The 25,389-nt window shown below is 48.1% G+C and carries 23 protein-coding genes, 1 tRNA gene and 1 pseudogene; 17 read left to right on the plus strand and 8 right to left on the minus strand.

The genetic code is table 11. The features are described 5' to 3' along the window. Positions 1-36: 36 nt before the first annotated feature. The 7 genes and pseudogenes from hutH to selB form a co-directional block, all read left to right on the plus strand. Positions 37-1,578 (plus strand): histidine ammonia-lyase, encoded by a 1,542-nt coding sequence (gene hutH / locus L5M71_RS08915; protein ID WP_173242519.1) that lies wholly within the window; start codon positions 37-39, stop codon positions 1,576-1,578. Positions 1,579-2,253: 675 nt separating this feature from the next. After that, a complete protein-coding gene (gene fdnG / locus L5M71_RS08920) occupies positions 2,254-5,268 on the plus strand; it encodes a formate dehydrogenase-N subunit alpha (RefSeq protein ID WP_173496974.1) in 3,015 nt (1,004 codons plus the stop codon). Positions 5,269-5,270: 2 nt separating this feature from the next. Next, the gene (gene fdxH, locus L5M71_RS08925; RefSeq protein ID WP_263207000.1) at positions 5,271-6,182 is read left to right on the plus strand and encodes a formate dehydrogenase subunit beta; all 912 of its coding nucleotides are present in this window, start codon (positions 5,271-5,273) and stop codon (positions 6,180-6,182) included. After that, positions 6,179-6,820 carry a formate dehydrogenase subunit gamma gene (locus L5M71_RS08930; protein ID WP_105250947.1) on the plus strand — a complete coding sequence of 214 codons (642 nt, stop codon included), beginning with the start codon at positions 6,179-6,181 and terminating at the stop codon, positions 6,818-6,820. Before fdxH ends, L5M71_RS08930 begins: the two co-directional genes overlap by 4 nt. Beyond that, the gene (gene fdhE / locus L5M71_RS08935) at positions 6,820-7,725 is read left to right on the plus strand and encodes a formate dehydrogenase accessory protein FdhE (protein ID WP_263207001.1); all 906 of its coding nucleotides are present in this window, start codon (positions 6,820-6,822) and stop codon (positions 7,723-7,725) included. The genes L5M71_RS08930 and fdhE overlap by 1 nt, the downstream gene beginning before the upstream one ends. Positions 7,726-7,821: 96 nt before the next feature. Further along, positions 7,822-9,243 (plus strand): L-seryl-tRNA(Sec) selenium transferase, encoded by a 1,422-nt coding sequence (gene selA, locus L5M71_RS08940; RefSeq protein ID WP_263202622.1) that lies wholly within the window; start codon positions 7,822-7,824, stop codon positions 9,241-9,243. A gap of 5 nt (positions 9,244-9,248) precedes the next feature. After that, a pseudogene (gene selB, locus L5M71_RS23125) lies at positions 9,249-11,087 on the plus strand (selenocysteine-specific translation elongation factor); the annotation flags it as partial. 69 nt (positions 11,088-11,156) lie between these two features. On the opposite strand, the gene L5M71_RS08950 reads toward selB, so the two are convergent. Continuing rightward, positions 11,157-11,251: transfer RNA gene (locus L5M71_RS08950), tRNA-Sec, on the minus strand. 141 nt (positions 11,252-11,392) lie between these two features. Here L5M71_RS08950 and fdhD point away from each other — a divergent pair. The 5 genes from fdhD (at position 11,393) to L5M71_RS08975 (ending at position 15,080) form a co-directional block, all read left to right on the plus strand. Then, the gene (gene fdhD, locus L5M71_RS08955) at positions 11,393-12,229 is read left to right on the plus strand and encodes a formate dehydrogenase accessory sulfurtransferase FdhD (protein WP_263207002.1); all 837 of its coding nucleotides are present in this window, start codon (positions 11,393-11,395) and stop codon (positions 12,227-12,229) included. Positions 12,230-12,339: 110 nt separating this feature from the next. Then, positions 12,340-13,554: a selenium metabolism membrane protein YedE/FdhT gene (gene yedE / locus L5M71_RS08960; RefSeq protein ID WP_107946195.1), complete on the plus strand. Its 1,215-nt coding sequence runs from the start codon at positions 12,340-12,342 to the stop codon at positions 13,552-13,554. Continuing rightward, positions 13,554-13,787, plus strand: coding sequence for a sulfurtransferase-like selenium metabolism protein YedF (gene yedF, locus L5M71_RS08965; RefSeq protein WP_107946196.1), 234 nt, complete (start codon positions 13,554-13,556; stop codon positions 13,785-13,787). The genes yedE and yedF overlap by 1 nt, the downstream gene beginning before the upstream one ends. A 10-nt stretch (positions 13,788-13,797) precedes the next feature. Then, a complete protein-coding gene (locus L5M71_RS08970) occupies positions 13,798-14,835 on the plus strand; it encodes a YeeE/YedE family protein (RefSeq protein WP_263207003.1) in 1,038 nt (345 codons plus the stop codon). Positions 14,836-14,855: 20 nt separating this feature from the next. Further along, positions 14,856-15,080 (plus strand): sulfurtransferase TusA family protein, encoded by a 225-nt coding sequence (locus L5M71_RS08975; protein ID WP_173496978.1) that lies wholly within the window; start codon positions 14,856-14,858, stop codon positions 15,078-15,080. 45 nt (positions 15,081-15,125) lie between these two features. Here the strand turns inward: L5M71_RS08975 and L5M71_RS08980 are convergent, their stop codons facing one another. Next, on the minus strand, positions 15,126-16,454 hold the full coding sequence (locus L5M71_RS08980; protein WP_263202583.1) for a M48 family metallopeptidase: 1,329 nt from the start codon (positions 16,452-16,454) through the stop codon (positions 15,126-15,128). A 452-nt stretch (positions 16,455-16,906) separates the two neighbouring features. Between L5M71_RS08980 and L5M71_RS08985 the strand changes: the two genes are divergently transcribed. Beyond that, positions 16,907-17,545 (plus strand): MliC family protein, encoded by a 639-nt coding sequence (locus tag L5M71_RS08985; RefSeq protein WP_198573375.1) that lies wholly within the window; start codon positions 16,907-16,909, stop codon positions 17,543-17,545. Positions 17,546-17,563: 18 nt separating this feature from the next. Continuing rightward, positions 17,564-17,995 (plus strand): VOC family protein, encoded by a 432-nt coding sequence (locus tag L5M71_RS08990; protein ID WP_113941252.1) that lies wholly within the window; start codon positions 17,564-17,566, stop codon positions 17,993-17,995. Positions 17,996-17,998: 3 nt separating this feature from the next. Here the strand turns inward: L5M71_RS08990 and L5M71_RS08995 are convergent, their stop codons facing one another. Then, positions 17,999-18,994 carry a DUF481 domain-containing protein gene (locus tag L5M71_RS08995; RefSeq protein ID WP_263207004.1) on the minus strand — a complete coding sequence of 332 codons (996 nt, stop codon included), beginning with the start codon at positions 18,992-18,994 and terminating at the stop codon, positions 17,999-18,001. Positions 18,995-19,132: 138 nt separating this feature from the next. Beyond that, entirely contained in the window at positions 19,133-19,762 is a 630-nt protein-coding gene (locus L5M71_RS09000) for a DUF3157 family protein (protein ID WP_263207005.1), read from the minus strand. A 233-nt stretch (positions 19,763-19,995) separates the two neighbouring features. Between L5M71_RS09000 and L5M71_RS09005 the strand changes: the two genes are divergently transcribed. Then, positions 19,996-20,388, plus strand: a complete 393-nt coding sequence (locus L5M71_RS09005) for a DUF1090 domain-containing protein (protein WP_263207006.1) — start codon at positions 19,996-19,998, stop codon at positions 20,386-20,388. A gap of 32 nt (positions 20,389-20,420) precedes the next feature. On the opposite strand, the gene L5M71_RS09010 is transcribed toward L5M71_RS09005, so the two are convergent. Then, a complete protein-coding gene (locus tag L5M71_RS09010) occupies positions 20,421-20,999 on the minus strand; it encodes a porin family protein (protein ID WP_263207007.1) in 579 nt (192 codons plus the stop codon). A gap of 209 nt (positions 21,000-21,208) precedes the next feature. Between L5M71_RS09010 and L5M71_RS09015 the strand changes: the two genes are divergently transcribed. Continuing rightward, a complete protein-coding gene (locus tag L5M71_RS09015) occupies positions 21,209-22,477 on the plus strand; it encodes a mechanosensitive ion channel family protein (RefSeq protein WP_263147138.1) in 1,269 nt (422 codons plus the stop codon). On the opposite strand, the gene L5M71_RS09020 is transcribed toward L5M71_RS09015, so the two are convergent. Together L5M71_RS09020 and L5M71_RS09025 are read right to left on the minus strand one after the other, a co-directional pair. Beyond that, entirely contained in the window at positions 22,474-23,097 is a 624-nt protein-coding gene (locus L5M71_RS09020) for a LysE family translocator (protein WP_263207008.1), read from the minus strand. The two genes, L5M71_RS09015 and L5M71_RS09020, sit on opposite strands and share 4 nt — an antisense overlap. 26 nt (positions 23,098-23,123) lie before the next feature. Beyond that, positions 23,124-23,687 carry a lysophospholipid acyltransferase family protein gene (locus L5M71_RS09025; RefSeq protein ID WP_219254651.1) on the minus strand — a complete coding sequence of 188 codons (564 nt, stop codon included), beginning with the start codon at positions 23,685-23,687 and terminating at the stop codon, positions 23,124-23,126. A gap of 397 nt (positions 23,688-24,084) precedes the next feature. On the opposite strand from L5M71_RS09025, the gene L5M71_RS09030 reads away from it, so the two are divergent. After that, the gene (locus tag L5M71_RS09030; RefSeq protein WP_263207010.1) at positions 24,085-24,537 is read left to right on the plus strand and encodes a YybH family protein; all 453 of its coding nucleotides are present in this window, start codon (positions 24,085-24,087) and stop codon (positions 24,535-24,537) included. A gap of 39 nt (positions 24,538-24,576) precedes the next feature. On the opposite strand, the gene L5M71_RS09035 is transcribed toward L5M71_RS09030, so the two are convergent. Continuing rightward, on the minus strand, positions 24,577-25,380 hold the full coding sequence (locus L5M71_RS09035; RefSeq protein WP_131525674.1) for an NRDE family protein: 804 nt from the start codon (positions 25,378-25,380) through the stop codon (positions 24,577-24,579). Between the last annotated feature and the right edge of the window lie 9 nt (positions 25,381-25,389).

Below are 25,389 nucleotides of genomic sequence, written 5' to 3' on the forward strand. Positions count from 1 at the left end.
AATAACAATAATAACTAAAAGCTTGGAGCTAAAAATATGAAATCTGTGAATCACTTAGTGTTAACGCCGGGCAGCTTGAGCCTAGCGCAATTGCGCGAAATCAGCCGTCATAAGTTGACACTGGAACTCGCACCAGAGGCGATTACTGATATCAACACCAGTGCGCAAATCGTGCAAAAAGTGTTGGATGAAGGCCGCACCGTTTACGGCATCAACACGGGCTTTGGCTTGTTGGCCAATACCAAGATAGCGCCCGAAGATCTGCAATTGCTGCAACGTTCTATCGTGTTGTCACACGCCGCTGGCACGGGGCAATACATGCAAGATGCCACAGTGCGCTTGATGATGGTGTTAAAAATCAACTCATTAAGCCGTGGTTTTTCAGGCATTCGTTTAGAAGTGATTAACTTCTTAATCAGCTTAGTGAACGCCGAAGTTTATCCCTGCGTGCCTGAAAAAGGTTCAGTCGGCGCCTCGGGTGACTTAGCGCCACTGGCGCACATGTGTTTGCCTATGCTGGGCGAAGGCGAAATGAGCTATCGAGGCGAGTTAATTTCTGCCGCCGAAGGTTTAGAAATTGCTGGTCTCAAGCCAATCGATTTAGCGGCCAAAGAAGGGCTGGCTTTGCTTAACGGCACACAAGCGTCGACTGCGCTGGCGCTGGAAGGGTTGTTCCATGCCGAAGACTTGTTCGCAGCAAGTTCAGTGATCGGTGCCATGAGCGTCGAAGCGGCTATGGGCAGCCGTAGCCCGTTTGATCCTCGCATCCATGCGGCGCGTGGTCAGAAAGGTCAAATCGATTCGGCCATGGTCTTCCGTCATCTACTGGGTGAAGAGTCTGAGATAAGCTTAAGTCACGCTAACTGTGAAAAGGTGCAAGATCCTTACTCACTGCGCTGTCAGCCACAGGTGCTGGGTGCTTGCTTGACCCAAATTCGTCACGCGGCCGATGTGTTAGGCACAGAGGCCAATGGCGTAACCGATAATCCACTGGTGTTCCAAGACACGGGCGATATCATTTCGGGCGGTAACTTCCACGCCGAACCCGTGGCTATGGCGGCGGATAATCTGGCGATTGCAATTGCTGAACTGGGCTCCATTGCCGAGCGTCGTATTGCACTGCTAATCGATTCTAGCCTGTCAAAATTGCCGCCTTTCCTGGTGAAAAACGGTGGCGTTAACTCAGGCTTTATGATCGCCCAAGTGACGGCGGCGGCATTGGCGTCCGAGAACAAAACCTACGCACATCCGGCATCAGTTGACAGCTTGCCAACATCGGCTAACCAAGAAGACCATGTTTCTATGGCGACCTTTGCTGCCCGCCGCTTGCGCGATATGAGCGAAAATACCCGTGGTGTACTGGCAATTGAATTGTTAGCGGCGGCTCAGGGTTTAGATTTTCGTGCTCCTTTAGCCCCAAGTGCTGCAGTGGCTAAGGCTAAAGCCGAATTGCGTGAAGTCGTCGCCTATTACGATAAAGACAGATACTTCGCGCCAGATATCGAAGCCGCGACCGATTTGTTGTATACAGCGAGCTTTAACACTTATCTGCCTGCAGGAACGCTAGCCAGCTTTTAGGCGTTTGTTTTAGTTTAATGGCTGAACAGGTGTTTACTCCGCGGGAATAGGCTGCACTGAGGCGCTTTTGTTATCGCGCCCAGATTTTGCACCTCAATGTGCTAAAAATAAGCGTTAAAAGGCAAAATTTAAGGTGCAGGCAGATTGCTTGTGCCTTTTTATTTGGTTTTTTCCTGCTTTTCCTCGATCTTTGTCTTTGCCATTTTGGTGTGTTTAACACCGCAGACTCTGCAATTTTTACCCTAATCTTTACATTGTCAGTTTTTGTGGCTGTCTATCCCTCTAGAAACCGTTACCTTTGTGTTTTTATCCGCCATCATTATGCATATTTGAATGTATTTAATCATTTTTAATAACCACAACCCTATGATATGGGACAATATGGGCTCGCAATGTTGGACAAATTGTCCTTTGTGGTTTTTTGGTTTTTAATTCCTTTTATTGTTCTTTGATTATTATTAGTTGGGTTTTAATTCTTTATTTGTAATATTTTTTGGAGTTAAGTTCTGTGGTTGTTTATTTGGGATCTTGATCTCATGTCATTATTTGTTATCTATTTCTTCTTTGGGGATAATCTTAAATTAAGTGTGGTCTTTAGTAGGACTCACTCAATCGGTTGCCATTTTTACCACAGCAACCACTAGACTCATAACGACAAGAGTGTGAGAGGACGCAATGAACAGACGCCAGTTTTTTAGACTGTGTGCTGCCGGAGCTGCCACCTCAGCAATTTCAGCGTTGGGATTGATGTCCGAAAAGGCCTATGCGGCCGTTCGAGAATTCAAACTCATTAGCGCGAAAGAAACCCGCAATAACTGCTGCTATTGCTCAGTGGGTTGCGGATTGCTGATGTACAGCAAAGGAAGTAACGGCAAAAACGCCGAACAAAGTATTTTCCATATCGAAGGGGATGCAGACCATCCAGTCAACCGTGGGGCCTTGTGTCCTAAGGGCGCTGGTTTAGTGGATTATGTGAATAGCCCTAATCGTCTTAAATATCCTGAGTACCGTGCGCCAGGCAGTAATGAATGGACTCGTATCAGCTGGACTGAAGCTTACCAACGCATCGCCCGTCTGATGAAGAATGACCGTGATGCTAACTTGATTGAAAAGAATTCTGCTGGGATGACGGTTAACCGTTGGCTTAGCACTGGGATGATGACCTCGTCGGCGATGCCGAATGAAGGCGGCTATATCACCCAGAAATTTGCACGGGCACTGGGCCTAGTTGCAATCGATACTATTGCGCGTAACTGACACTCTCCAACGGTAGCAAGTCTTGCTCCGACATTTGGACGTGGTGCCATGACCAACCACTGGATCGATATTAAAAACTCTAATTTGATCATTATTATGGGCGGTAATGCTGCAGAGGCTCACCCTGTCGGATTCGGCTGGGTTACAGAAGCTATGCAACATAACAACGCTAAACTTTTGGTGGTCGATCCTCGCTTCACCCGTAGCGCCGCTGTGGCCGATTACTATGCGCCGATCCGCTCGGGCACAGATATCGCTTTCCTGCTCGGGGTGATCCGCTATCTTATTGAAACCAAACAAGTGAACTACGACTATGTGAAGGCTTATACCAATGCCAGTTACATAGTGCGCGAAGACTTCTCTTTTAGTGAAGGTCTGTTCAGCGGTTTCGATGAAGAAACAGATAGCTACAATAAAGAGTCTTGGTACTACGAGTTAGACGAACAGGGTTACGCGAAAATCGATCCTAGCTTCGAACATCCACGCTGTGTGTGGAACTTAATGAAGCAACATGTAGAACGCTATGACTTTGAAACAGTAAGCAATATTACCGGTACGCCGATTGCGGACTATGAGATCGTTTGCCAACAAATTGGTAGCACTCATACCCACGATAGAGCCGCGACCTTTATGTATGCCTTAGGTTGGACTCACCACAGTAAAGGGGCGCAGAACATTCGCTCTATGGCCATGGTGCAGTTGCTGCTGGGTAACATTGGGGTGTTGGGCGGTGGTGTTAACGCTCTGCGCGGACACTCGAACGTGCAAGGCGCGACCGATATGGGTTTATTGTGTCAAAGCTTGCCCGGTTACCTCAAGTTGCCGAACGAAAAAGACATTAATCTTAAAACCTATCTCCACAACTATACCCCTGTCGCTCTGCGTCCGGGCCAAACCAACTATTGGCAAAATTACCCTAAATTCTTTGTTTCACAAATGAAGAGCTTTTGGGGCGATAACGCTACGGTTGAAAATGACTTTGGTTATGACTGGTTGCCGAAATGGGACAAGCAGTACGACTTTACTAAACACTTAGATATGGCTTTCCACGGCGAAGTGAATGGCTACATTATCCAAGGTGTTAACGCCATTAACTCTATGCCAAACCGTAATAAGGTACTCAAAGCCTTGAGTAATCTTAAGTACATGGTGGTGTTAGATGCCTTGGCAACGGAAACCGCAACCTTCTGGCAAAATGCCGATGGCTTCAATGAAGTCAATCCCGCTGAAATCATGACGGAAGTGTTCCGTTTACCTACGACGTGTTTTGCCGAGGAAGAAGGTTCCATCGTCAACTCTGGCCGTTGGATGCAGTGGCATTGGAAGGGAGCTAACCCGCCGGGTGAAGCCAAGCCAGATGCTGAGATTCTCTCTGGCGTCTTAATGGCAATGCGTGAACTGTACAAACAAGAGGGCGGTAAGCTGCCTGAGCCAGTGCACGCGATGAGCTGGAATTACCACAATCCTCACTCACCGCACGCTGAAGAAATCGCTCGCGAGCTTAACGGTAAGGATCTCGTGACTCAACGTCAGCTCAGTAGTTTTGCTGAACTGAAAGCTGATGGTAGTACCGCCAGCGCCTGTTGGATTTATGCGGGTTCTTGGACCGAAGAAGGCAACTTGATGGCTCGCCGTGACAACCATGATCCTTCCGGTAAAGGTGTTACTCCGGGTTGGGCATTTGCTTGGCCAGCAAACCGTCGTGTGCTGTATAACCGCGCTTCTTGCGATATCAACGGCAAACCTTGGGATCCAAAACGCACTATCGTCGAGTGGGTTGACGGTAAGTGGCACGGTATCGATGTGGGCGACTTCAATATGAAGTTAACACCACAGGAATCCGCTGGCCCCTTCATCATGCAACCCGAAGGTGTGGGTCGTTTCTTCGCCCTTAAATTATTGGCCGAAGGTCCGTTCCCTGAGCACTACGAGCCGATGGAGTCGCCTATTGGGTTGAACCCGTTACACAAGGTCACCAGTAACCCTGCGGTACGTATGTTACCGGGTGTGAAGGAAACCTTAGGTTCCCATAAGGACTTCCCTTATGTGGCAACTACTTACTGTGTAACTGAACACTTTAACTTCTGGTCTACGCACGCTCGTTTAGCTGCGATTTCTATGCCTGAAACCTTCGTCGAAATCGATGAAATGTTAGCGGCAGAAAAAGGTATCGCTAATGGGGATTGGGTCACTGTCAGCTCTAAACGTGGCAGCATTGAAACCAAAGCCTTAGTGACTAAACGGCTACAGCCGTTAAAGGTAAATGGCCAGTTAGTCCATACCGTCGGGTTACCCCGTCACGGCAGCCATAATGCACTCACTCGTAAGAGTTACTCCTGTAACGTACTTACCACGGAAGTGGGGGATGCAAATACACAGGTGCCTGAGTTCAAAGCATTTTTGGTTAACATCACTAAAGCGGAGGGGATCTGATTATGGCATCACAAGACATTATCCGCCGCTCCGGTACTTCAGCGGTGACGCCTGCGGCAAAGGGGCGTAATTCGTCAGAAAAGGTCGCTAAGCTGTTCGACGCCACTAAGTGTAATGGCTGTAAAGCCTGCCAAGTGGCGTGTTCTGAGTGGAATGATTTACGGGAAGAGGTGGGCACCTTCCAAGGCAGTTACCAAAACCCTATGTCGCTATCGGGCCAATGTTGGACCCTGATGGAGTTCCATGAGGTTATGGAAAGCAACAAGCTGCGTTGGCAATTTACCCACTCGGCCTGTATGCACTGTGCCGACCCTGCCTGCTTAACGGCTTGTTCGACCTCGGGCGCGATTATCCAGCACGCCAATGGTGTGGTGGACTTCGATTCGGACAAATGTATCGGCTGCGGTTATTGCGCCAGTGCTTGTCCTTTCGATGTGCCCAAAATCGATCCTAAGGATAACAAGGCCTACAAGTGCACTATGTGCTCTGACCGTTTGGCTGTGGGATTGGAACCTTCCTGCGTTAAGTCCTGTACCACAGGGGCGCTGCGTTTTGGCACCCGTGAGGACATGTTGTTCTACTCGCAAAAACGGGTCGAAGAACTGAAGGAAAAGGGCTTTGCTAAGGCAGGACTTTATAACCCTGAGGGCGTAGGTGGTACGGGTATGATGATGATATTGCACGATATCGATCAGCCCGAAAGCTACAACATGCCTGATAACCCGCAGATCCCACTGTCACTCACTCTGTGGCAGGACTGGGTCAAACCTTTAGGCACTATGGGCATTCTTGCCACTGCCGCCGTCGCTTGTCTGCACAAGATCACCGTCGGTCGCAACATAGTCAAAGAAGACCAACCGGGTTATCAACCGCCAGAGGAAGAGGCTAAGCAGGAAGAGGGGGCCGACAAATGAGCAAGCATGATAAGCAAGAAATGATAGTGCGTCACAAGCTGTTCGATCGCATCTGTCATTGGTTCATTGTGGCGGTTGGCCTAGTGACATTTCTCACTGGCTTTTCCTTCTTCTATCCGTCGTTTCAATGGCTTGGGGCGATAGCGGGCACACCGCAATTGGCGAAGTTTATTCATCCCATTGCGGGCTTGATGATGTGCTTACCGCTGATGTTGATGTTGGTGCGTTACTACAAACACAACAAATGGGAAAAGCACGACCTCGCTTGGATGCTCGCCATTAAGGATGTGATGTTCGAGAACGAGGAGAAAATCCCGCCTATCGGCCATTACAACCCAGGGCAAAAGGTATTGTTTCGCGCCTTCGTGCTGACATCTATCACTTTAACGGTGACGGGAATCATCATGTGGCAGCCTTACTTTGCGCCCTATTTCTCAGCCACTGTGGTGGGTTGGGCCATTCTGTTGCACGCCATTTGTGCGCTCATCATGTTGATTTTTGTGATGGTACATTTTTGGATGGCGACATGGGTGGAAGGGTCGGTTAAGGGCATGCTTTACGGCAAAGTCTCTAAGGCTTGGTGCCGCAAACATCACCCTGTGATGTTGGATGAACATTCGGACGTGGAGAAACATTAATGAGTCATACAGCCGAGATACCTCTGGCCCAAGGCAGCGAATCGCCGCTGGAACTTAAACCGTTAAAAGCGGCAGATCCCCAAGCTGTGTATCACAGAAGGGCGCAGCGTTTGCTGTCATTGGCCAAGGACTCGCCGCTGGCTGACTACTTTGAGCTATGTCGCCGTTTGGTCTCTATACAGGCCAGGTTAGCGCAGGAGGCTGACTTCGGTAAGCTTCTCGCTTGGGGGAAAGATGAGGCGACTCCGCTTTCCCTTTTGGGCTCAGAGGCAGATAGCTATTGGCAAGGACTGCTACAGCAACTGTTAAGTGATTTGTTGCCGCAGGTGGATGAATCCATAGCTCGGGTAGTGCGTTTGTTGATGCAGCAATCACCCGAGCAACTGAGTTCGTGGGGGCGTTCACTACGGCAAGGGCATGTCAGTGAAGTGCCTGCCCGTTTTAGCTTATTCATCTGGGCGGCGATGGGCGTTTATTGGTCGCATTGGGCACCTATGGTCATCAAGCGGATGGATCTGCGCAAGGTGGCGCAGCAGAGTATGTGTCCCGTGTGTGGATGTCATCCGGTGGCGAGTGTGATTGTCGATCAGCCTCGAGCTGGTTTGCGCTATCTGCATTGCAGTCTGTGCGAGAGCGAATGGCATTACATTCGCGCCCATTGCACCAGTTGCGGTCAGGACAAAGAGATGACGATTTGGTCACTAGATGATGCCAAGGCTCAAGTGCGGATCGAAAGCTGCGATGAATGTCATGGCTATACCAAGATGATGTTCGTCGAAAACTCGCCGTCTATGGATGTGGCGGCAGACGATCTCGCAACCTTGATGTTAGACAGTGAGCTAAATGCCAAGGGCTTTGGGGCCACAACACTGAACCCACTGCTACTGGCCCACGAAACCACGTAAGCCACATAGCTTAAACAAATGCGGGAGGGAGTCGGGTTGCTGATCCCTTCCTGCTTTTTATAAACCAATGGCAATAATATAAACAAAATGACACAGATGATGACCCAAGCACCTGAAACACTACAAGTTCTGTACCGAGCTTTGCCTTCAATGGATAGCCTACTTGCAGAGCCTAGTTTTGTGGTATTGCAGCAGTCCTACGGCAAAGCGGCGGTAAAGGCCGCACTGGATACCCAGTTAAAGGCGGCGCGCAGCTTAATCGGCCGCGAGCACTGTTTGCCGACATGGTGTGGCGAGCTTGCGCAATTGCACAGATGTTTGGTTGATCAACTGTCTAATGATTATAGCCACAGCTTAAAACCTGTGTGGAATCTCACTGGCACCATATTGCATACCAACCTTGGCCGAGCGCAGCAGTCAGAAGCGGCAATTCGAGCCGTGACTTCTGTTATGCGCTACCCCACACCGCTGGAATTTGAGCTTGCGGCAGGTGAACGTGGTCACAGGGATAATGCGATCAGTGCTTTAATCCAGCGCTTAACGGGTGCCGAGGCTTGTTGTGTTGTGAATAACAATGCCGCTGCGGTTTTGTTGATGCTTTCTGCGGTGGCTGCGGGGAAAGAAGTCATAGTCTCCCGTGGTGAGTTGGTGGAAATTGGCGGCGCGTTTCGCATCCCTGACATTATGCGCCAAGCGGGCTGCACCTTAGTCGAGGTCGGCAGCACCAATCGGACTCACCTTAAGGATTATGAGCAGGCCATTACTGAAAATACCGCTGCGATAATGAAGGTCCACACCAGTAATTATCATATCAGTGGCTTTACTGCCGCAGTGGAGGAGGCAAGGCTGGGTCAGTTATGCCGTGAGCGTGGCATATCACTCATTTCAGATCTTGGTAGTGGATCACTGACGGATCTGCGCCGCTTTGGCCTAAAACAAGAACCTACGCCCCAAGCCATGCTAGCCGATGGGGTCGATTTAGTGAGTTTTTCCGGCGATAAACTATTGGGTGGCCCTCAGTCTGGTTTGATCGTTGGCAAACAGTCGCTGATTAAGCAGTTACAGAGTCATCCACTAAAGCGCGCCCTGCGTTGCGATAAGCTGATTTTGGCGGCGTTAGAAGCGACATTGATCCACTATCTTAATCCTGAAACCTTAGACATTGAGCTGCCTATTATGGCGAAATTTGCCCGTAGCCAAGAGACGTTATGGCAGATTGGTCGTCGCTTACAGCAAGCTTTGGTTCCACACTTTGAACCTTGTTATCGCATTGAGTTAGTCGAGTGCCAAACACAGGTCGGCAGTGGCTCACAGCCCGATACTTTTTTACCCTCAGTGGCGCTGTGTTTTACCGCACTCAATGGCGGTAGTTTAAGTTTGTTAGAACAACAATTTAAGCAGGCGGCACGGCCTATCATAGGTCGCATGAGTCAGGACCAACTCAGATTAGATCTGCGCGGTCTTGATAGTGAAGCCGAACTCCTCGCCGAGTTGAGCACTTTAGGTGTGCAGTTGTGATCATTGTGACTGCGGGTCATGTCGATCATGGCAAGAGTACGCTTATTCGCGCTTTGACTGGGATGAATACCGATCGTCTGCCGGAGGAAAAACGCCGCGGTATGACGATCGATCTTGGCTATGCATTTATGCCACTTCGAGATGGTTCGCGCCTTGCTTTTATTGATGTGCCCGGCCACGAAAAATTTATCAACAACATGCTGGTGGGCGTGAGTCATGCTCGACACGCCCTGTTAGTGATGGCCTGTGACGATGGCGTAATGCCGCAAACCCGTGAGCATTTGCAAATTCTTGCGCTATTACCTTTGCACAGTTTGACCTTAGTGCTAACTAAGCGGGATTTAGTTGATAGTGGCACGGCGGCACAGCTTGTCGCCGATGGACTCACTTTGCTCGCCGAGTATGGCATTGAGGCCAGTGGTGTTTTTGAAGTGTCGGCGAATGGCACCGCCGACTTAGCATCCAATGGTGTGGCGGCGCTGAAGGCGCATATTCTTGATTTAGGTGAGCAAGAGTCAAAGCGGGCGGAGGATGCCAGCAGCTTTAGGATGACGCTCGATCGCGCCTTTAGTGTGAAAGGTGCGGGTTGTGTCGTGACTGGCACAGTGATCAGCGGCAGCGTATGTGTGGGGGATAGTCTTTTTAGCTCAGGGCAAAAGGCCAAACTCAGAGTGCGAGGCATACATTGTCAGGGACAAGAAGCCCAAAGGGCTGTCACGGGTACACGCGTAGCACTCAATTTAACGGGTGTCGATAACCATAGGGAGCTAGAGCGTGGCGATTGGCTGAGCAGTTTGCCTCAAGCCGAGCTCTGTAGCCGCCCTGTTGTGCACATTCGAGCCTTCGATTTTTTAGGCAGTGAGTCATTAGTGCATTGGCAAAATGTCCACTGTCACCATGGCGCCGATCATACTTTAGGTCGAGTTTCCCTGTTAAATGAAGCTGATGAAGAAGGCTTCTGTCTGGCGGAGTTAGTACTCGAAAAGCCGCTACTCCTATGCCAGAACGATCGAATTGTCCTGCGACACATTGGGGGTAAACAGACTTTAGGTGCGGGGCGAGTGTTGGCGCTGAAAGTCCCTAATCGTAAGAAACGTACGCCTGAACGAGTCGCGAGATTACTGCAATTAGCACGCTTGGATAATCCTGCCCATGTGGTGGCTTTACTCGGCCAAACTCAGGCGCTAGAGCTTGATGAAATCGCGTGGCGTTGGCAATTAACCGACGAAGGGCTGGCTATGCTGTTAGCCCAAGCGGGTTTAGTCCGTTTTGGGGCATTTGCTATAGCGACAAGTTTACTTGAGCAAGAAAAACAACAGTTTATTACTTTACTTCACGAGTTCCATCAACAGCATCCTGACCAACTTGGGCTTGGACGTAATCGCCTGCAACGCATGAGCCATAGCGCTTTGCCGCCCGAATTAGCCAATAAAGTGCTCGACACGCTTTGCCAAGAAGGTCGCATGGTGCTGCGTGGTGCCTTGTTGCAGCTCGCTGAACACAAAATAGTACTAGACGCTGAGGCTCAGCATTGTTGGCAGGCGCTTGCGCCTTGGCTTGCCGAGCAAACCGCCCCCGTATGGGTCACCGAAATGGGCGAATACCTTGCGCTAGAACCTGCCAAATTAAGGTTGTTGTGTTTCCAGCTGGTGCAGCAGGGGTTTATTACTGCAGTGGTGAAAGACAGGTATTTGCTCAGCGAACAAATCTGTTACTACGCCAGCTTAGTGCGTACTCATATTGCAGAACACGGCAAGCTCGAAACGGCAGAATTTAAAGACATGGTTGGGCTTGGGCGTAAGGTGAGTATTCAACTGCTTGAGTTCTTTGACAGAAGTGGTTTTACCCGTAGGAAGTATCGAAGTAATAGCCGAGAAGTTCGGGATGCGGAGTTGTTTTTTTCCCATGAGAATTGGCGGAAGAACATAGGAGTCGAACCTACCCAGGACTGCTGGCAGCCCTACCCGGATTTGAAATCCGGACGCCTCACCGGAGACGACGTTCTTCCAATAGAAGACTTAGGGATAGTAGAAAATGCGTAAGGATGATTCAAGGCGATTCTTATTTAGTTTATGGGTTTGTGATACAAGTCTTAAATTGTCATCAAACTAATTGTTTTTATTTGGTTTTATAGTTTTAAAGGGGCGCTATGGAATATCATTCACATGAAGTGGTGACAGAAAGAAACGTAGTCTTGTTAGAACATGGGCACGCATCTGAGCTGACTGACTACTTAGCTAATGAAGTGCGAGTCGCACTGGTCTATAACGGCATAGCGCATACCGTGATGTTGGCGAGTCCTCAAGATTTAGAAGCCTTCGCTATTGGTTTTACGTTATCTGAACGTATCGTTTCCCATATCAATGATATCAAAGGGGTGGAGCTCGAGTTCACCAGTGAAGGCGTGTTGATCCAAGTGGAAATCAACCAACGATGCTTTATGGAACTCAAGCAGCAAAGGCGCAATATGGCAGGACGCACAGGTTGTGGATTGTGCGGCGTCGCCCAGCTCGAAGAGGCCGTCAAGCCTGTGATGCGGGTGGACTCAGATGCCAGATTCGATATCGAACACTTACAGGTCGCACTTGGGCAAATTCAAGATAATCAACAACATTTTAAGCTGACGGGCGCCACTCATGCGGCCATGGGGCTTAATCATCAAGGACAGATCATCGCCGCCTATGAGGATATAGGCAGGCATATCGCACTAGACAAGCTAATTGGCGCCTTTTCCGCTCAAAATGTGGAACGTCCAGTGGCCGTATTGCTCACCAGTCGCGCGAGTTTTGAGATGGTGCAAAAGGCCGCTAGTGCCAATATCCAAATTCTGTTTGCTATGTCCGCCGTGACTTCACTGGCGTTGGAATTAGCAGAGAAAAGCAATATCACGCTTATCGGTTTTTGCCGTAATGGCAGGGCAACGCTTTACACCCACGGTTATCGCCTGTTGGGGCAGCAGTGTGTCAGCTTAGCTAAAGCCATTTAAGCGTGAGGCCACTTGAGATTGAAGTTGTCGAACGACTTCAATCACTCTGGCACACAGGTTATAAGCGCATTGCGCTTATTTTTTATAGTCTCGTTCATTAGGGTAATGACATGACATGGCAACAATTTAAACAAGAATATTTAGTCCGTTTTTGGGCACCTATGCCAGCGGTTATCGCTGCGGGTATCCTTTCTACTTACTATTTTGGTTTGACCGGAACCTTCTGGGCTGTTACTGGGGAATTCACTCGTTGGGGTGGTCATTTACTGCAGTTTTTAGGTGCAGAGCCTGAAACCTGGGGTTATTTCAAAGTGATAGGTCTGCAGGGCTCTCCTCTAGATCGTATCGACGGCATGATGATTATCGGTATGTTTGGTGGTTGTATTGCCGCTGCGCTTTGGGCCAATAACGTCAAACTGCGTATGCCACAGAGCCGTATCCGTATTGCTCAGGCACTGATCGGCGGCATTATTGCTGGCTTTGGTGCCCGTTTAGCTATGGGTTGTAACCTTGCCGCCTTCTTCACGGGTATTCCTCAGTTCTCTTTACATGCTTGGTTCTTTGCTTTGGCGACTGCGGCAGGCTCTTACTTTGGTGCAAGATTTACCTTACTGCCGATGTTCCGTATTCCGATAAAACTGAAAAAGGTAAATAAAGCGACTTCAATCAAGCAGGACGAAAACCAAGCTAGACGTCGTTTCCGTATCGGTATGCTGGTGTTTGTAGGCATCGTCGGTTGGGGGTTATTGACTATGTTCAATGCGCCTAAACTAGGCATTGCTATGCTCTGTGGTGTTGGTTTTGGTTTATTAATCGAACGGGCGCAAATCTGCTTTACCTCAGCGTTCCGCGATATGTGGATCACTGGTCGTACTCACATGGCGAAGGCGATTATCTTAGGTATGGCGGTCAGTGCGATAGGTATTTACAGCTATGTGCAACTGGGTGTGCCACCTAAGATCATGTGGGCTGGCCCTAATGCGGTGATCGGCGGCTTACTGTTTGGTTTTGGTATTGTACTGGCTGGTGGTTGTGAAACGGGTTGGATGTATCGTGCAGTCGAAGGCCAAGTGCATTTCTGGTGGGTGGGCTTAGGTAACGTGTTGGGTTCAACCTTACTGGCGTATTACTGGGATGATATCGCTCAGCCATTAGCAACGAACTGGGACAAAGTTAATTTACTGACCAGCTTTGGCGATAAAGGCGGATTATTGCTGACCTATGTGCTGCTGGGGCTCTCCTTTGGCGCTATGTTGCTGTGGGAAAAACGTTTCTTTGCTCGTAAGGCGAAGCGTGATGAACAATTGCTAGCGGAGGCGGCGTAATGGCTCAATATATTCCAGATTATCAACTCGATATGGTGGGTGAACCTTGCCCTTATCCCGCAGTGGCTACCCTTGAGGCTATGCCAAAGTTAAAGCCCGGTGAAATTCTCGAGGTGATTAGTGACTGCCCGCAGTCTATTAACAACATTCCCCTTGACGCTAAAAATCATGGTTATAAAGTGCTGGAAATTGAGCAGAATGGTCCGACTATTCGTTATCTGATCCAGCGTTGAGGATAGGACTATGTTGACTATTCTCAGTGGCTTAAGTATTGGCTTAGCCATGGGGTTTGTGATGCAAAGGGGGAGATTTTGTATGGCGGGCGGGATCCGCGATACCTATCTGCAACGGGACTTTACCATGGTGATCGCTATTTTGATTGCCATCAGCATCCAAAGTCTAGGGCTGTTCCTGTTTTACGAATGGGGTTGGGTTAAATTGCCAGAAGGGCATTTCCCTTGGTTGGCAACCTTAGTCGGTGGTGTATTGTTTGGTGTGGGTATGGCAGCAGCGGGAAGCTGTTCCACTGGCGCCTATTACCGCGCTGCCGAAGGGTTGGCTGCCAGTGTGATGGCCGTTCTCGGTTTTATTGCTGCCAGTAAATTAGTGCGTCTCGATGAGTTGAAAGGTCTACTTAAACCTTTTAAACAGCATCAACTTGAGGACCAAACGCTCTATCAAACTCTGGGCGTTTCCCCTTGGGTGATCGTGGTTGTCCTCGTATTACTCACATTGTGGTTGGCATTGGGTTATCTCAAACGCCGCAAACGTCCGGTTGCACTGATGGCACCCCGTAAAACGGGTTTAGCTCATTGGTTGTTTGAAGCGCGCTGGCATCCCTTTGTAAGTGCTTTGCTGATTGGTTTACTGGCGCTACTTGCATGGCCTGCAAGTCTTGAAAGTGGTCGTGTAGGCAGTGTTGGGATCAGTGGCCCGAGTGCGCAGTTATGGGATCTTGTCACCACAGGTAACACTAAGTTCTTTAGTTGGCCTGGATATTTTCTCTTGGGATTATTTGTAGGCGCCTTTATCGCTGCTCGGGGCAGTGCTGAGCAGCGCTGGCGCTACCCAGGTCATAAAGTGGTGTTATTTGGGTTTATTGGTGGCCTGTTGATGGGTGTGGGGAGCGGGCTTGCCGGAGGTTGCATGCTTGGTAATGCGCTCGTTGGCACGGCTTATTTGTCGTGGCAAGGCTGGCTATTTATCCCTGCTATTTTATTTGGCAGTTGGTGCTTTAACTATTTTGCGCTACTGAGGCCAATGCGTCTTGCGCAGATTTAACGTTTATAAAGGAGCTGTATATGGAACAGTATCTCGACACAACGGGTAAACTATGCCCTTTTCCTTTAATTGAGTTACAACGCTTAATTGCGAGTCTTGAGGCTGGCGATAAAGTGGTACTGGATTACGATTGTGGCCAAGCAACTGAGAATATTCCCCGCTGGGCGGCTGAAGCCGGGCATGAGGTGACCCACTTTGCCCAGAAGGGCGATGCTGCTTGGACTATGACGATTCAAAAGGGCTAACTCGTCCTCAACTAAAAAGCGCTGCATTTGCAGCGCTTTTTGATCTTAGCCTTGGCAATCTACTGGCAGATATTCATCCGGAATACCGTTGCTGCTGCAAACCCAAGTGATATTATTTTGCTCATCAACTTGAGGCGATAGATAGACTTCATAGCCTTGATAATCCCCGAGTGCTTCGCTTCCTATAAAACCGACTATGCCATCTGTGTACAGATTAAATGTCGCAATCTGCTCGTCCGTGAGTCCAAGCACATCCAATTCGGTTGGCCAAGCTTTGTTGGTTTGATAGTAGCCGACTAAGATGTCAGTGATCGGTGCCAGTGCTTGATGTTGCTGGTCGATACTGGCAATGGCCAGTGCCGCATCGGGTACATTCAATGCTGCTGGTGTGGCTTCGGTCGTGGTTGGCGCCTCATAACTCGTGGCGGCACCCATCTTCTCTTGATAGTCCTTATACGCTGGCAACGCGACTGCTGCAGCAATACCAATAATCGCAGCGAAGATTATCAATCCACCGCCTGCTGTGCCTAAACGTGGCATAAAGAAGCTGAGTACATAGGCCCATGCACTGCGTGATGGCGGTGCATATTCCACTCCTTGTGCTTTGGCTTGGACTCTCGCCATGCGCTTGGTCAACCAAGGATAGCTGCCATTAAGCTCGTGCAGCGACATCCAAAAACCACTCGACTCACTGGCTTGGCGGATATATTGCTCCACATTCATACGTTTCCATTGCTCGACACCAGCGGCTAACACAGCAACGGCATTTGTGGCTGAACGTAAGCTGTTGCAGCAACGTAATCCGTGGAGATCGCAGGTATATTCACAGGCGCGAGAATAAGCCGCACCTACTAAAGGTAACCAAGTGGCGAAGACTAAGAAGGGCGCTTTACCTATATGATTGCGGCGAATATGACCTAACTCGTGGCCGATATAGAAGTTGAGCGCATCTTTATCTGACTCAAGCGCATCCACAATCGATGAAAATAGCACTATATAGTTGCGACCGAGGAAGCGTGTCGCCAGTGCGTTTAACATGCCATCAGCTGCCAATAAGTAAGCGCGTGGTGGCTCGCGCATTTCTAAACGTTCGCAACACGCTAAATATTGTTTATGTAATTCAGGAAATTGCTCTGCATTGATTTCGACAGCCGTGCCTTTTAAGTAGCTGATAAAGGCGGAGTGGCTAAAGAGATAAATAATGAAAAACATCAACACATAGAGCAGCGCCATGCCAAAAGTGCCTATGATCAATGCCGCCCAGACGATCCCAGAAATAATAGCTAACAGAGTGAACAGCGATTTTTCCTTCGAATAGACAATATCTGTCATTTGAATGGGATTCTCGTTCCCTGCGGTAATAACTTGTTCCATGTTGATCCTTTTCCTTGTGAAGAGACAAACGGCGTGAAAATAGTCAATTTTACTCGAAAATTCAACCACTATCGTGTGCAAAGCAAAAAATTAACCGTTTTGACATTCAGTTTAATCAGCTATGCGCAAATTGGAGTAGGTCGATTTCATCAGGATTTTGTGGTTTTTTGGCGCTAGAGAGTCCGATTATGCAGGCGGACACAGATTGGTAAGTGGCTCTTAGTCTCTGGGCATTTTCCTCGCAGCGCACTAGAATTAGGTGTTTTCGCAGCATATCGGCTGAGGGTTAAGTCTTAAGTTAGAACCGAGATAAAAGTAAATCACATCACTATGAGTGCACTTTAAGGCATGGTTCTTCAAGGCATAGTGCTTTGAGTCAGGCTCGGTTAAGCCTATATAGGGTTAGCTATGGCAAGCGTTGAAACAAACCACAGAAATACAAAGGAATTGAGATGGCTAAGTTAACAAATAAGATGATAAGTAATCGATTGGGTTTCAAATGGTATTGTGCCGCAGGCGTGATGGTTAGCGCGTTAAGTGCGGGAGTAATGGCGGCTAATGCACCTTCTTTTGACTGCACGAAAGTGAATGCTGGCAGTATTGAAGACATGGTCTGTAAGGATGCGGGGCTGAACCAACTTGATAATCAGTTAGCTAAGGTTTATAGCCAAGCGCTTGAAAAAGCGAAGAATGAACAACCTCCTACTTTAAAGGCGATTCAACGTGGTTGGGTGAAAGGCCGTAATGAATGCTGGAAGAGCGACGATAAGCACGCGTGTATTGAATCTAGCTATCAAACCCGCATTGCCGAACTGCAGGCACAATATCGTTTAGTCGATATGACCGGCCCAGTGTTTTATGCCTGTGACGGCAATCCAGCTAACGAAGTGGTCGTGACTTATTTTAAAACCGAACCTGCCACCCTGATTGCTGAACATGGTGATAGTACTTCATTAATGTTTGTGCAACCCAGCGGCAGCGGCGCTAAGTATCAAGGCCGCAATGAAAGCCTATGGGAACATCAAGGCGAAGCTAAAGTGGTTTGGGGCTACGAAGCACCAGAAATGACCTGTAAACTGGTGACTAAATAGGATTGATTTAAGGTCGCCATGAAACAAGCTCTCGTGCATATCGCCTTAGTCGTAAGAGATTACGACGAGGCGATTGATTTTTATGTGAATAAATTGAAATTCGAATTAGTCGAAGACACTTATCAAGCCGAGCAAGATAAGCGCTGGGTCGTTGTTGCCCCACCGGGTTCTAAGGGCGCGTCTATCTTGTTAGCGCGGGCGTCTAAACCTGAGCAGTTTGATTTTATCGGTAATCAGGCGGGTGGGCGGGTGTTTTTATTCTTGAATACCGATGACTTTTGGCGTGATTATCGCCGCATGGTCGCCGATGGCGTGGAGTTTGCGCGTGAGCCGCAAGAACAAGACTATGGCATAGTCGCTGTGTTTAAAGATCTCTACGGTAACTTATGGGATTTACTGCAATTGAATGATGAACATCCTATGGCTCACAGGTTAGCGTATCGGGAGTGAGGATTAGAAATTAACCCCTAATCCTAAGGTGTAGCTGGTATCTCTCGTATTGCCTATCACTGTTTTAGTGTCATTGAAGTCATATTTAAATGACAAATAAATCCGCTGAGTTAGCAGATATTTAAGTCCTACTGTCGAGTTTGAGATGTAATCAATCGAAGGCATATCTGGGAAGGCAATTTGCAGATCGGCATAGGACTCTAAAATGCCACCAAACCAATATTGTTTATAGTTAAGTGAGGCCGCCCAAGCATTTAGTTCTAGTTTAAAGGACTGTTGTTCAAGCCAAAAATGGTTGTAGGTTACGACGAAGTCTAATTTATCGCGCCCAGCACCCCAAAAGCGATAACCAGGACCGAGCGCTGCATAATAGCTATGGCTATCGATGCCGAGTTTATCTTCTTCATAAAAATCTTCCTGACGTAACAACCAATGCTCATTGAGTAGATAGTCTAATGAATAATGTCCTTCGAGGGTGTTGCGCTTAGTCACGTCATCTTCGGTTTCGTAGCGCACTTCGGTCTTGAGATTATGTCGCCATTGCAAGGTTTCCGCTGTGATATCGCCTTTGATATGTAGCTTCTGACTATTTTTCTTGTTTTTGGTGACATCAAGAGTGGTTTCTACACTACCGTTAAAATTCCAATCTGAGTTTGCATAGTGCTGCGAAAATCTCAACTCACTCACGGGAGTGTGCTGGTTATTAATTAATACCATGCCATGTTCATTAGAGGCTTGAATTCTTATGTCCTGTATGGAACGACTGACACTCCAAGGTCTAGTATCTGTGACTTCGAGGCTGAGAATGGCACTGCGTTGAATGGTAATTTTAGGGGCATAACTGGTGTTGATGATGAGATTTTGATCGTTAAACTCTTTAATTTCACCGCTAATTTTATCGCCATTGAGCAAAAAAACTGTGTCGGCATAACACAAGGGGCTGACACTACAGAGCGTAGCAACAAGGTACAATGCTGGATTGGATATCAGATTATGCATCTTGCTCGTGGGCTCAAAATAAGGGGAGAGTAAGTGTTGTCATTCTACTCGAACACAGGCTCTACAAAGCAATAACATTTGATAAAAGTGTTGATAAGGGATTGAAAACGGGTTCGCAATCCCTTACTTCTTTGCCAGTTAGCGTGAGTTAATTTCGGTTATTTTGAGGTTAATGAGCTGCTTCTGCCATTGGGGTTTATCTATGCCTTCGACCCAAATGACGCTGCTTTTACGCTGTTCGCCTTTGCGTAGATAGGTCTCAGGCATGCGGAAAATGGCTTCCCACACTTCGAGTTTTTCGGTTTTGAGCAAAGTACCATTATCGGCGAAGAAGCTAGCTTCAACTTCAACTAAGGTAACGTGTTCATTGCTGGTGCTGGCGAGATCGAAGCTGAGTCCGAGTTTGTCGCCTTTCCATTGACCTTCAGCAAAGCTGACTTTGATCCCATCTTTTGCCGTTGAGCCTAATAGCTCAGGTTGGGTAATCGCAGTGGCGGTCAATGTGGTGACTGGCGCAGCAACAGTTTGAGTGGTAACTGCGGCACTTGGGACACTGGCAACATTGCTCGATGCACTTGCTACGGCTGTAGCGGCTAAGGCATTGGGCGCGGCTTTGGTTTCAGTGATCACGTATTCCCAGGTAAAGTCGTCTTTGAGCCTGACTTGGGCGCCATTTTCTAGGGTGATATTGGCTACGTCGGCGGCCATAACCGATGATGTTAGCAATAACAATGAGCTAAGTGCGTTAAGGCGTAATGAAGTGTGCATTAATTTTCTGGCTCCGATATCCGTCTGAGTCAATATTCTGCCCTAACATAAACAATTTGCCGCCTGTTAGTCACTGTCTAAGTCGTGTTTTGATGAATAAAGTGGATTAATGGCGAGATTTTAACGCTAGTACAGATTGAGCTAGCTGACTGTGGCACTATTAGGGGGGACATGAGCGGTATGTAGGTGTACATGAGCGGTATGCTCAATGAATAAAGTAACAGGAGATTAAGATGCAGATGAAACATGGAATTTATGGCTTAGTGATTGGATTGGCATTTAGCACTGTCACTTTGGCTGCTGAAGCACCGAAAGTGGGTTGCGCGGCGAAATTAGATGCCATTAGTGCCGAACTTGCCCAAGCAAAAGCGGCAGGTAATAAGCATAAAGTCGCGGGACATGAAAAGGCCTATGACGAAGTTTCAACCCATTGCGACGATGATAGCTTATACGCCGAGCGAGTCGCTAAAGTTGAGGCCTTAGAGGAAAAACTCATTGAGCGCCAAAACGAATTGGCCAAAGCCATAGAAGAAGGTCGTTCTATGGATAAAATCAACAAGAAACGCAATAAAGTCGCCGAAGTCGAGGCTGATCTTGCGAAGGCGCGAGCCGAGCTAACGCAATAAATAGTTCAAGCTCAAGCCCAATCGCTAGGAGCTTAGCCCGCGTAACCTATGCTTAAAATAGTGGATTCTGTGCTGGAGTTATAACCGGCACTCAGTATGAAGTGCTCAGTGATTCGATATCTTAGCCCAGCTTCTGCGCCCCAACGGGTTGTTTTATCTTCTTCCCATGTGGGTTTGCCATCGACAATTTTGGGTGAAATGTTATTCGTGTAAGACACTGTGCTGATATAGCCACTGCCGCCGGCATAAAAGCTTAAATCTGCCGTTAAGCTGTAGCTTAAGCCTAAGCGGAAGAGGCTTTCTTGGCGATAGGACTGCGCGGGTTCTGGCACGATAATATCGGTTTCACGACTGCGGGCATAGCCTAGGTAATAACCCCATTGTTGGTAATTATTATCGAAATGATAGGGGGCGATTGTAATGCCATAGAGATTATCTGCGGCGGGAATATAATCGAGCATAAGGGCGATATAAGGTGTATTGGCAGTTTCGTCTGATTTATCTGGCTTAACTAATTGCTTAGAAGTGCTATATTCGGCCGCTTGAAGCGGTTGGCATAGGTTCAGGAGTCCAATGCTAAGACAGGCTAGCGTATATGAATGACGACACATGGGATGGTTTCCTTAGGGGTAGGGGAAATATTGTTCATTTTCCTGTGTGCGGGGTCAATTCAAAATGCTAAAATCTCTTTTAAAATAAGTATTTGTAAATATTTTGTGTTTTGATTTGAGTGTTTTCTAGGGTGACATTTAACCGAGGTCAACTCGGCAGTTACCTTTGTATGGGTTTGTTGCGCTAGCGCCTACGTTGGAGTGAAATTGTGGATCAGGAAATAAGGCTCGAAATTTCGGCATGGTTAGCGGGCTTTGGGATTGATAGCCAACCCTCTGATGGAATATCGACCACAGTTATGGTCATTGCTTGCTTACTGTTAGCGAGCATCGCTTATTTTATTGTCCGACGCGTGGTGATTCGTGCGGTGAATATGGTAATCCTGCGCTCTAAGGCGACGTGGGACGATGTATTCATGCGTTATAAGGTACTTGAAAAGCTGGCCATGCTTGTGCCCGCTATCGTACTTAATCTATTGGTGCCAATCGCGCTGACTGAGCATCCACTGTTAAGCGGGCTAGTCGACCGATTACTGAGTATTTGGTTAGTGGTGCTGATTATCCGCGCTATGTATGCAGGTATGGATGCGGTTGATGAAATTTCAGATGTGAATCTGGTGAGTCGGCGCTTGCCTGTTAAGAGTTTCGTACAGTTAACTAAGCTATTTTTATTCTTTGTTGGGATTATCGTTTCTATCTCAATCTTGGCCGATCAATCACCTGTGTACTTCCTCAGCGGCTTAGGTGTGGCAACGGGTTTTGTGATGTTAGTGTTCCGCGACACTATCTTAGGTTTTGTGGCGGGCATTCAGTTAGCGGCAAACCGTATGGTGAGTAAAGGCGACTGGATCCAGATGGACAAATACGGCGCCGACGGTGCGGTAGAAGAAGTCTCGCTGACCACAGTGAAAGTGCGTAACTGGGACAAAACCATCACTATGATCCCTGCTTATGCCTTAGTGTCGGATGCGTTTCGCAACTGGCGGGGCATGTCTGAGTCGGGCGGTCGCAGGATCAAACGCGCGATTAATATCGATATCAACAGCATAAAGTTTTTGACCGAGGAAGAGCGCGAACGTCTCAGTAAGATCAATTGCTTAAAGGAATATTTCCCCGCAAAAATAAACGAAATTCGTGAGTCGAATGCCAGAGTGTCGGATCTCGATATGAAAGTGAACGGCCGACATTTGACTAACGTCGGCACTTTCCGCGCTTATCTGCAGGAATACCTACAGCGTCACGATAAAATCCATAAGGAAATGACCTTAATGGTACGCCAATTAGCGCCGACCACTGAAGGGTTACCGATCGAGATTTATATCTTCACTAACGACACTCGCTGGGCATTTTATGAAGCGATACAAGCGGATATCTTCGACCATGTTTTTGCAATATTGCCTGAGTTTGGTCTGCAGGCGTTCCAAGCGCCAACAGGCAATGATATTCGCAGTTTAAAATCGGTGAAGGTCGAGGGTTAGTCTCGACTGATCAGAATCGCGGCTAAGGTAAGAAAAACACCGCCGCTGGTTCTGTCAAACCAATGCAGCTTGTTGCTCGCCTTTAGGCTGGGCGCAAGTATATTGGCCATGCAGGCATAAATCATCACAAAGCTAAAATCCACCACGGCCCAAGTGACTGCAAGAATGGTCAGTTGCGGTAATTGCGGCGCGGCAAGATTGATAAATTGCGGAAACAAGGCGGCAAAAAACAGTAAATCCTTCGGATTACTGATCCCCACTAGAAACGCCTGTTTATAAAGCTGCCAAGGCGTACCTTTGCCCTCTGACGGGCTAACTTCAAGGGCTTGACCTTGGTTTTTCGTCAATAACAGCTTAATACCTAAAAATACTAAATAGGCCGCGCCGCACCATTTGAGCAGAGTAAAACCGTATTCTGAGGCGCTAATAATCGCCCCCAATCCTGCCGCTGACGCCATCATTAAGATTAAAGCGGCGCTAACACTGCCAAGGCCTGTGGCTATGCTGCGCATCTTGCCGAAGTGGATCCCATGGGACATAGACAACATAGCGATAGGACCGGGTGAAATCCCAATCAATACAATGGCGAAGAGATAGAGTAACCAAGTTTCGGGTTGCATATTTGCTGCTCTAAATGGAATAAATGTTAATGTTTAGCACTCGCTATAAAATCAGGGATCACCTTGGGATGACGGCCTTTAATGGTGCGATAGAAGCTCAAAATCTCTTGCATGTCGGTCACGATATCGTCACTGGGTTGCAGTGGCGTGCGGATAACGACAGTGCGGCGGCTAAAGTCTAAGCCAACGGGTGTAATGGGTACTTGGGCCTTGCTGGCGATATGATAAAAGCCGCACTTCCAGCGCGTCACTGGGCCGCGGGTGCCTTCTGGCGCTAGCGCTAACTTGTAATCGGATTTTGACTCAAACAGCTGCACGGCGGCATCGACTAAGTTGTTGTTCTTGCGCCGATCCACCGGACTGCCGCCAATGGCGCGGAAAAACCAGCCCCAAGGCGGGATAAAGAGTTGGTGTTTGCCGAGAAAGTGAATGCGGATACCTAGGGCGCCACGGGCTAAAATGCCGACAATGAAGTCCCAGTTACTAGTGTGCGGTGCAACTATGATGATGTATTTAGCACAGTCGGGCAGTTGGCCTTCTATCTGCCAGCCTGAAGTGTTAAGTAGCCAACGGCAAAGTGGTGTAAACATAGTTCGGTGCCCAGAGTCGAAAAATTAATAATATCATTAGCTTTTTTAGATTTTAAACTGGCTTAAACAAGATAGTCTGTACTTAATTCGCGATATACCCAAACAACCTCAAGATGCAGGATTCAGCGGGAATTGAACGCATTTTAGGCAAGGCGGCTATTTGCGGACCTAGTGGACTAAGTTAAAAATAGCCAACACGGCATAAAATGCGTTAAAACCCGCCGGGACGGAGCGCCTAGGGCACCCCACTTCCGTGTTGCATCAATTCAAAAGGTGGTCGACATTCTTTCATTGAAGCGCCTTGAATTGGTGTACCCTAGACGCTCTGAAACTCGTATCTTGAGGTAGCTTGGGTATAATACAGTTTAACCTGATTGATTGTGGGGGGAACGATACTATGTTGAAAAATGGACTATTAAACAAGGTTATCTGGCAGCGTTTTTTTGCGGCACTGTTACTCTTGCTGACTTGTCATGTTAATGCGGTGCCGACGGATGAAATTACGCAGATGCTCAAAGGCCAAGAAGACGCCTGGAATCGCGGTGATCTCGATGCTTATATGCAAGGCTATTGGAAGAGTGATCAACTGCGTTTTGTCTCTAATGGTAAGTTTCGTTTTGGCTGGGAAGAAACTCTCGCTGCCTATAAGAAAAATTATCCAAATAAAGAAGCGCTTGGTGAACTGAAGTTCACTATCAAAGAAATCAAAATGCTCAGTAATTACGCCGCTATGGTTGTTGGGCGCTGGGATTTACGGCGGATAAAAGATGCCCCAACGGGCGTGTTTACTCTGTTGATTGAAAAAATCGACGATCGTTGGGTGATCACTATGGACCACAGTTCAGACTAAACCGTGTCCTTTACACTCAGTGTTGCACAGCAGTTCAAATTAGATTTGCGATAATAAACAGTCTGGTTTGGTGGGCGGCTCGGCGGGCAGAGTTAAATGGAAATCCTGCTGTCCAAGCTGTCTACCTTTGCCATCGTATCTCACTTCGGTGAAATGCATACCGCCCTCAGCATCTTCGAGCAGAATGCTGGTGGAGCGGGTGCCATAGTCGGGGTGACGAATATAAATCGCAGCTAAACGCCGTTCCCACTCGATCCCGACTCCCGTATTAGGCAGCTCATTATCTTGCGGCTGGGAATCGTCTTTCATTAGTTGTAACAGTACTTGCACTTCGATACTGCTGGACTGGCTGATTGCCGCTTCTAACGCTTGCTGTCCCTTCGCCATTTTCGGCCAAATATCATCGAGTGCACCATTGCTAATGGCATGAAATCCATCGGCAAGTTTTACTGTGTCTTTATTGATACTGTTAAAACAATATAAGTCAGTACCTTGGCCGAAGATGAGATTGAACGGCTGATAATTGTCGCTATGTTCAACGAGCCAATTAGGGCACACGAGCGACCCTGAGTTGAGCGTCATAGTAATTAGCTCGCCACGACTACGCATGGCTTCAGGGTTCTTTTGCGGAACGCGCAGATTGGTTACGCCAGCGATTTGTCCTTGTTTATTGATGCCAAACCAAGTGCCACCGGCCTGCAGATCTTTACCCGCGAGTATGTTTTCTTCCGGCGGCCAAAAATGCGCTGGCGCAGTTGGTCTATGATGAAACTCATCGCGGTTGGCACAGATGATTAAGGGATACTTAGGATGGGCATTAATGGCGACAAAGAGTATGCACATAGCAGGCTA

This window comes from Shewanella sp. SW1, from assembly GCF_025653545.1.
Taxonomy (GTDB): domain Bacteria; phylum Pseudomonadota; class Gammaproteobacteria; order Enterobacterales; family Shewanellaceae; genus Shewanella; species Shewanella oncorhynchi.

Bases quoted from the DNA above. Each gene is read 5' to 3' on its own strand.
- hutH (WP_173242519.1), top strand. From the start codon at position 37: ATGAAATCTGTGAATCACTTAGTGTTAACGCCGGGCAGCTTGAGCCTA.
- fdxH (WP_263207000.1), top strand. From the start codon at position 5,271: ATGGCATCACAAGACATTATCCGCCGCTCCGGTACTTCAGCGGTGACG.
- L5M71_RS08930 (WP_105250947.1), top strand. From the start codon at position 6,179: ATGAGCAAGCATGATAAGCAAGAAATGATAGTGCGTCACAAGCTGTTC.
- fdhE (WP_263207001.1), top strand. From the start codon at position 6,820: ATGAGTCATACAGCCGAGATACCTCTGGCCCAAGGCAGCGAATCGCCG.
- selA (WP_263202622.1), top strand. From the start codon at position 7,822: ATGATGACCCAAGCACCTGAAACACTACAAGTTCTGTACCGAGCTTTG.
- fdhD (WP_263207002.1), top strand. From the start codon at position 11,393: ATGGAATATCATTCACATGAAGTGGTGACAGAAAGAAACGTAGTCTTG.
- yedE (WP_107946195.1), top strand. From the start codon at position 12,340: ATGACATGGCAACAATTTAAACAAGAATATTTAGTCCGTTTTTGGGCA.
- yedF (WP_107946196.1), top strand. From the start codon at position 13,554: ATGGCTCAATATATTCCAGATTATCAACTCGATATGGTGGGTGAACCT.
- L5M71_RS08970 (WP_263207003.1), top strand. From the start codon at position 13,798: ATGTTGACTATTCTCAGTGGCTTAAGTATTGGCTTAGCCATGGGGTTT.
- L5M71_RS08975 (WP_173496978.1), top strand. From the start codon at position 14,856: ATGGAACAGTATCTCGACACAACGGGTAAACTATGCCCTTTTCCTTTA.
- L5M71_RS08980 (WP_263202583.1), bottom strand. From the start codon at position 16,454: ATGGAACAAGTTATTACCGCAGGGAACGAGAATCCCATTCAAATGACA.
- L5M71_RS08985 (WP_198573375.1), top strand. From the start codon at position 16,907: ATGGCTAAGTTAACAAATAAGATGATAAGTAATCGATTGGGTTTCAAA.
- L5M71_RS08990 (WP_113941252.1), top strand. From the start codon at position 17,564: ATGAAACAAGCTCTCGTGCATATCGCCTTAGTCGTAAGAGATTACGAC.
- L5M71_RS08995 (WP_263207004.1), bottom strand. From the start codon at position 18,994: ATGCATAATCTGATATCCAATCCAGCATTGTACCTTGTTGCTACGCTC.
- L5M71_RS09000 (WP_263207005.1), bottom strand. From the start codon at position 19,762: ATGCACACTTCATTACGCCTTAACGCACTTAGCTCATTGTTATTGCTA.
- L5M71_RS09005 (WP_263207006.1), top strand. From the start codon at position 19,996: ATGCAGATGAAACATGGAATTTATGGCTTAGTGATTGGATTGGCATTT.
- L5M71_RS09010 (WP_263207007.1), bottom strand. From the start codon at position 20,999: ATGTGTCGTCATTCATATACGCTAGCCTGTCTTAGCATTGGACTCCTG.
- L5M71_RS09020 (WP_263207008.1), bottom strand. From the start codon at position 23,097: ATGCAACCCGAAACTTGGTTACTCTATCTCTTCGCCATTGTATTGATT.
- L5M71_RS09025 (WP_219254651.1), bottom strand. From the start codon at position 23,687: ATGTTTACACCACTTTGCCGTTGGCTACTTAACACTTCAGGCTGGCAG.
- L5M71_RS09030 (WP_263207010.1), top strand. From the start codon at position 24,085: ATGTTGAAAAATGGACTATTAAACAAGGTTATCTGGCAGCGTTTTTTT.
- L5M71_RS09035 (WP_131525674.1), bottom strand. From the start codon at position 25,380: ATGTGCATACTCTTTGTCGCCATTAATGCCCATCCTAAGTATCCCTTA.